The organism is Methanomicrobium sp. (assembly GCF_055145805.1).
In genome coordinates this window covers 1-5589 of sequence record NZ_JBSREC010000103.1, presented here as the reverse complement: position 1 = coordinate 5589, position 5589 = coordinate 1, and the positions used below count along the sequence as shown (strand labels likewise).

At 37.3% G+C, this 5589-nt stretch carries 4 protein-coding genes, 1 tRNA gene and 2 rRNA genes; 2 read left to right on the top strand and 5 right to left on the bottom strand.

The window, feature by feature from the left end:
• From rrf (ACTB1O_RS09595) to ACTB1O_RS09585, 3 genes are all read right to left on the bottom strand, one after another.
• Positions 1-110: ribosomal RNA gene (gene rrf, locus ACTB1O_RS09595) — 5S ribosomal RNA — on the bottom strand; the annotation flags it as partial.
• 113 nt (positions 111-223) lie between these two features.
• Positions 224-295 (bottom strand) — tRNA-Cys (locus ACTB1O_RS09590).
• Positions 296-357: 62 nt separating this feature from the next.
• Positions 358-1062 carry an HFX_2341 family transcriptional regulator domain-containing protein gene (locus tag ACTB1O_RS09585; protein ID WP_462994913.1) on the bottom strand — a complete coding sequence of 235 codons (705 nt, stop codon included), beginning with the start codon at positions 1060-1062 and terminating at the stop codon, positions 358-360.
• Positions 1063-1549: 487 nt separating this feature from the next.
• On the opposite strand from ACTB1O_RS09585, the gene ACTB1O_RS09580 reads away from it, so the two are divergent.
• On the top strand, positions 1550-2944 hold the full coding sequence (locus ACTB1O_RS09580) for an MFS transporter (protein ID WP_462994912.1): 1395 nt from the start codon (positions 1550-1552) through the stop codon (positions 2942-2944).
• Positions 2945-2947: 3 nt separating this feature from the next.
• Here ACTB1O_RS09580 and ACTB1O_RS09575 read toward each other — a convergent pair whose 3' ends face one another.
• A complete protein-coding gene (locus ACTB1O_RS09575) occupies positions 2948-3202 on the bottom strand; it encodes a hypothetical protein (protein ID WP_462994911.1) in 255 nt (84 codons plus the stop codon).
• A gap of 433 nt (positions 3203-3635) precedes the next feature.
• Between ACTB1O_RS09575 and ACTB1O_RS09570 the strand changes: the two genes are divergently transcribed.
• Positions 3636-5384 (top strand): PAS domain-containing protein, encoded by a 1749-nt coding sequence (locus ACTB1O_RS09570; protein ID WP_462994910.1) that lies wholly within the window; start codon positions 3636-3638, stop codon positions 5382-5384.
• 104 nt (positions 5385-5488) lie between these two features.
• Here the strand turns inward: ACTB1O_RS09570 and rrf (ACTB1O_RS09565) are convergent.
• Positions 5489-5589: ribosomal RNA gene (rrf, locus tag ACTB1O_RS09565) — 5S ribosomal RNA — on the bottom strand; the annotation flags it as partial.

Here is a 5589-nt window from a genome sequence, read left to right as displayed (position 1 = left end):
TAGATGGTTCCCGAGAACTCGCGTATCTCAGTACAGCATCTGACGTAAACGGGCTTAACTGCCGGGTTCGGAATGAGTCCGGGTGTTGCCCCGTTGCTATGGCCGCAATTGAACAGGATAAATCCTGATAAAAACACCTCATTCCCTGACGGGAATTCGGGTTCGGAAATTTTCCAGAGAAAAATTCCTTCCACTCGTAGTTTCTTACGAAACAACTTCGTGAAGCCAAGGCCCAGATTTGAACTGGGGTGTAGTCGCTCTGCAGGCGACCGCGTGGCCACTCCGCCACCTTGGCAGGTTGCCTACTTACATTGACCTACAAAAGTTAAAAGATATCGGTTTTGACCTGAAAAAAGATCAGATCTGACAGTCTGCAATCTGACTCATCATCCTGCCCAAATCCGAAAGAGTTACTGATATATTTCTTCCTTTTCTGTTTTTTACAACAAACCCGCTCCCTTCAAGTACTTTAAGATGGTGGGAAACACGGGATCTCTCCTTGTAGAACTCATCAGAATACTTCTCCATTGAAGGTTTTATTCTCATGATAAGCTCATCTAAGGATTCCACTCCTTCATCTATTGCTAAAACGATCTGCATCTGTTCATCACGGAGAAAGCAGACCGGAAGAACCGGAACTTCAATAACCTCTTCTATCCCAATCTCCTTCTCATCCGAATTATATTTTGGAATTGAGGTAACTACCCTTGATTTTGTAATTGAACCTGCAATATAGGCTGAAACTGCAAAAGTCCTGAGAGAGCCGCTTATATTTATTACAACACCTGACCCTGATTTCTTTTCTTTTCTGATGATATTAATTATCTGTAAAGCGCCTCTTTTTACGTCTTTTTTATCTATAAAGGCAATTTCGGTATCGACAACAGGGGAAAGATAACAACGTATCTCTTCTGCTACAATGCGTGATTTTTCTTCCCCGCTTGAGGACTGCTCACCCACTATAAGAATTATCTTTACCATGGGATATCCTCCGGACATTTTTAAGGATTCAATCAATCTCTCTTTATGGTGGCCTACAAAAATCAGATGGGTATTTTTCATATTGAATGTATCATTTTTCTGGTTAATCCCATATAAACTGATTTAAATACATCGGCATAGATAACCCAAATAGGAAATATTATTTACATAATGGCGAATGATAAAAATATTATTTTAAAAAATATGGAAAATTGAAAAATATTGTTGAATTTCAAATTTGATTGAAAGTCTTTTTTAACAATTGAAAATAATGTTTGATTGTAATTGTGTAATATAAAACACAATACCAAAAAGGAGTTATGATAAATTATGTTTTGGGAAAATCTTGACTGGTGGAAGATGGTTTTTGACTTTATAGCTGCCATCCTCCAGATGTATGTATAAGAAAAGAACATGATTTTTTGCCGGACGGCAAAAGATCAATTAAAAATTTATTCTTCTTTTGTAAAATTTCCCGTTAACCGTCATTGAACGGTTTCTGACAAAATAATAAAGGGAAATTATTTCCACAGATAATATATCAGAATACTCTTAAAACAGATAATAAGTGACACTTCCGGTTTTCAGCTCAGATTTAAAAAAAATATCGTTTATAACAGGACTTGCCGCATTCTCCATCTATTTTACAATATCATCTGTAACTCTGGCAAATCCCCTGATGGCTCATACATTTCACCTCGGTGCAAGAGAGATGGGGTTTGTAATCCAGGCACATCTGCTCGGGGCAGTCATGCTTCTGATACCGGCGGCAAGACTTGGTGACAGATACGGCCACATAAAAATATTCTCTTTAGGATGCATCATATTTGCAGTATCATCCTTTCTCTGCGGAGTATCAGGGTCCGGTGCAGAGATAATAATCTTCAGATTTATTCAGGGGACAGGAGACGGTATGATGACAGCAGCAGCCCTTGTTCTTCTAACCCGCATTTACGGACTGAAAAACAGGGGAAAAGCGCTTGGAATATATCTTTTTGCAGGATACGCAGGATATGTCTGCGGAATGATCCCCGGAGGTCTGGCCTCGGAATTTTTCGGATGGCAGGCGGTATTTTTTATCACAGTCCCGATAACCCTCACAGCAGGATATCTGGCATCAGGGTTCGGCAAAAATCTCCTTTTTGATACAGATAAAACAGAAAGGAAATTTGATCTGGGAGGTATACTCATCCTCTGCCCCGCAATTATTCTGATTGCCGCAGGAATCTCAAATCTCCTCTCACCAAATGCACTCCCAAGCCTCATCGCAGGTTTATTTTTGCTCGCAATTCTTGTGATTTGGGAGAGAAAAGCAGAAAACCCGCTTTTTATTCCGGGTATTTTCAAAGAAAACAGAGTATTTGCCTACTCAGTCTGTGCAGATCTCCTATATTACATAACAACAGGGTGCATCATATTCACACTTTCCATATATCTGGAAAACGGTCTTTTCTACAGCACTTTTGCCGCCGGAATCCTGCTTATTCCGGCATCTGTAGTCCAGGGAGCATTATCTCCCTTTGCCGGACATCTCTCTGACAGAATTGAGCCGCGTTATGTAACAGCCTTAGGAATGTCGGTGATTGTTGCAACACTCCTTTTCTACTCCTCAGCCGGAATGAAGCCGGATATTATTACAATATCACTGATGCTCGCAGTTACAGGAGCAGGATATGCCTTTTTTTCATCGCCAAACAAAAATGCGATTATGAGTTCGGTAAAAGAAAAGTTTCAGGGAGAAGCATCGGGAATTGCAAATACATTTGAGCAGACCGGAAATATTGTAAGTATCAGCATAGCGACCCTCATTATAACAGCCTATGCCGGAACATCTGAAATAACAGCAGAAAATCTCCCACAATTTATCAGGAGTATGCATGTTATATTTCTGTCAATGGCAGCACTCGGAATAATAACCGCGATAATCTGTTTTATGAGAGGAGATCTCAGAAAGAAAATCTGATGATTATTTTATAGCCTCTTTTATCTCATCAAACGTCAGGACTTCATAACGCTCAACCAGCCCGTTACTGCCAATATTTACATGAACATATACTTCCAGTTCTGTATTTTCAGCCGCAATTATATCAGGATTTCCACCTGTACGTAAAAAACCGAGAGATGCGAGTTCGCCTGAAATAATCTCGAAATCGTCATAGACTTTAAAAAGCGCATTTACTTTTTCAATAAGATCTTTTTGATCATGAACCCTGAATGTCATACTAAAACGAAAATTAACTTATTAATATCTATACTTTTTCCAATAAACTGCCAGAATCCCGGCCAGAATAAAGAATATTGTTGTAAAAAAACATACAGATGAATGCAATTTTTAATTATTACCCTGAAATTGATGAAAAATATTAAATTGCCGGCCTGATTAAGATTAGATTGTATAAAGATCTTAAAATTAAAAATTCGGAGGGGTATATACTCTGATTAAAATTCTGATTGTTGACAGTGACAGCAAAAGGTTAAAAAAAACAAAGCAGTACCTTCAGAACTGTAATGATTTTCAGGTATCAGCCTCACAGTATGACGAAGAGGCGGCAGACCAGTTAGAAGATTCATTTTTTGATGTAATACTTTATACATTAAATGAAAAATCCAGCCCTTTTTCGATCTTTCCGGAAAATTATGATTACAATACCTTAATGCTCATTGCCGGAAACAAATCAAAAAATAACCTTTTGCCGGCTGATGAAAAAATTAAGACAGAATATCTGCCGGATTTTGGAAATGATGATGCAGAACTTACAAGGATTATAAGGGCATCATATACATTTCATAATATTGAGAAAGCGATTTCAATGAGCACAGAAAAATACAGGAAAATTTTTCAGAAAGCCCCTGTTCCCTGTGCTATTTTAAGCAAAAACAGAATAATTTTAGACGTGAATCTGGAATGGTCAAATATTTTAGGATATGAAAAGGAAGAAATTCTCGGACGAGATATTCTGAATTTTTTCAGGGAAGATGAAATTGTAAAAGGAAAACAGATTTTTTCCTCCGGGATTAAAAAAACAGGATTTCCGGGGAGAGAAATTTTATTTATAAAAAAGGGAGACGAATCTCTGCCTGTTCTTTTATTCTGTGCAGAAATTTATGATGAGTCTGAAAAGTCTCTGAGAATATTCTGCACAATAATTGACATCAGACTTCTAAACGCCTCAAAATTAAGTCTGAACTACAAAAGCCGCCTCTTTGATGCAGTGGGTTCTTCAATATCCTTCCTTTTACATTCAAAATCAGTGTCTGAAGATATAAAAAACATTCTTCACATCCTTGGAATTGCCATTGAAGCATCCAGAGTTTCAATTTTTTTTAGTGACGAAAGATTCCCCAAAGATGAATCCTATAAAAAAAGATTTGAATGGATCTCACCTGAAATAAAAAATTACCCGGATAACAGCGAAATTCTAACCTTTTTAAAACGACCAAAAAAGGATTCAGGAGATAAAGCATTTTATTCCCAAAAAAAACCTTTTGCTTATATTAGCAAAAGTGTGGATGAAGATATCCAGAAGGTCATGGATATATGCAAAACGATGTCTCTTTTATGCATTCCTGTATCTTTTGAGGAGGCAAAAACTGCAATTATAACTGTTGAAGACTGCAAAAACAGAAGAGAATGGAGTCCGGAAGAGACCGACGCACTTCTTATTGCGGCAAATATTCTGGGAATTGTTCTAAGGCTTAAACATATAGAATTAAAAAATCTTGGCATCATTGAGGATTCTCCGGATTTAATAGGAATCATTCACAGGAACGGGCAGTTTTTATATGCCAATCCTGCTACAAGAAGACTTTTAAAACCAGAAGGAAATGAATTTCACAATTATTACATTAAAGATATCTTCCAAAACGACGTCTCGGAAAGGCTAAAAATTCAGATAGAAGAGGTATTAAGAAAAAAAGGATCTGTTATTGAAAATTACAGTCTTTTCTTCACGAATAAGGAACACCTGATAAACCTGATGATATTCCCTATGAAAAATGAATCAGACACGAATAATGTCATTTTTTTTGGAAGGGACATAACAAACAGAAAAAAGCTTGAGGACAGACTTCTTCTTACTCAGTTTGCAGTGGAATCCTCACCCGAATCCATATACTATCTAAATAAACAAGGAGACATAATCTATGCAAACAGAGCTGCGTGTGATCTTGCAAAATACTCAAAAAGCGAATTTCTTAAAAAAACAGTTTTTGATATAAATCCTGATTTAAATTCTGAAAAATGGGAGAAACACTGGTCTGAGCTTAAAAATAAAGGTACTCTGAAGTATAAAATTGTTCTTAAAAGATCAGACGGAACCAAAATACCTGTGGAAGTTGTAAAAAATTACCTTAATGTAAGCGGTGAGGAGATCTCCTGTTCATATGCACGGGATATCTCGTAAAAAATACTGACTATAGGCTGAAATCCATACAAAACCAGTCAAAAGAAACAAAAAACTTAACAGTAACAATAAAAAAAATCACAAAAGAACTATTCCGAATCAAACAATTGCAGCGTTAGATGGTTCCCGAGAACTCGCGTATCTCAGTACAGCATCTGACGTAAACGGGCTTAACTGCCGGGTTCGGAATGAGTCCGGGTGTTGC

What these genes read in the sequence shown, in the direction of transcription:
- ACTB1O_RS09585 (WP_462994913.1), bottom strand. Translation starts at nt 1,062, where the DNA reads ATGAAAAATACCCATCTGATTTTTGTAGGCCACCATAAAGAGAGATTG.
- ACTB1O_RS09575 (WP_462994911.1), bottom strand. Translation starts at nt 3,202, where the DNA reads ATGACATTCAGGGTTCATGATCAAAAAGATCTTATTGAAAAAGTAAAT.
- ACTB1O_RS09570 (WP_462994910.1), top strand. Translation starts at nt 3,636, where the DNA reads ATGCTCATTGCCGGAAACAAATCAAAAAATAACCTTTTGCCGGCTGAT.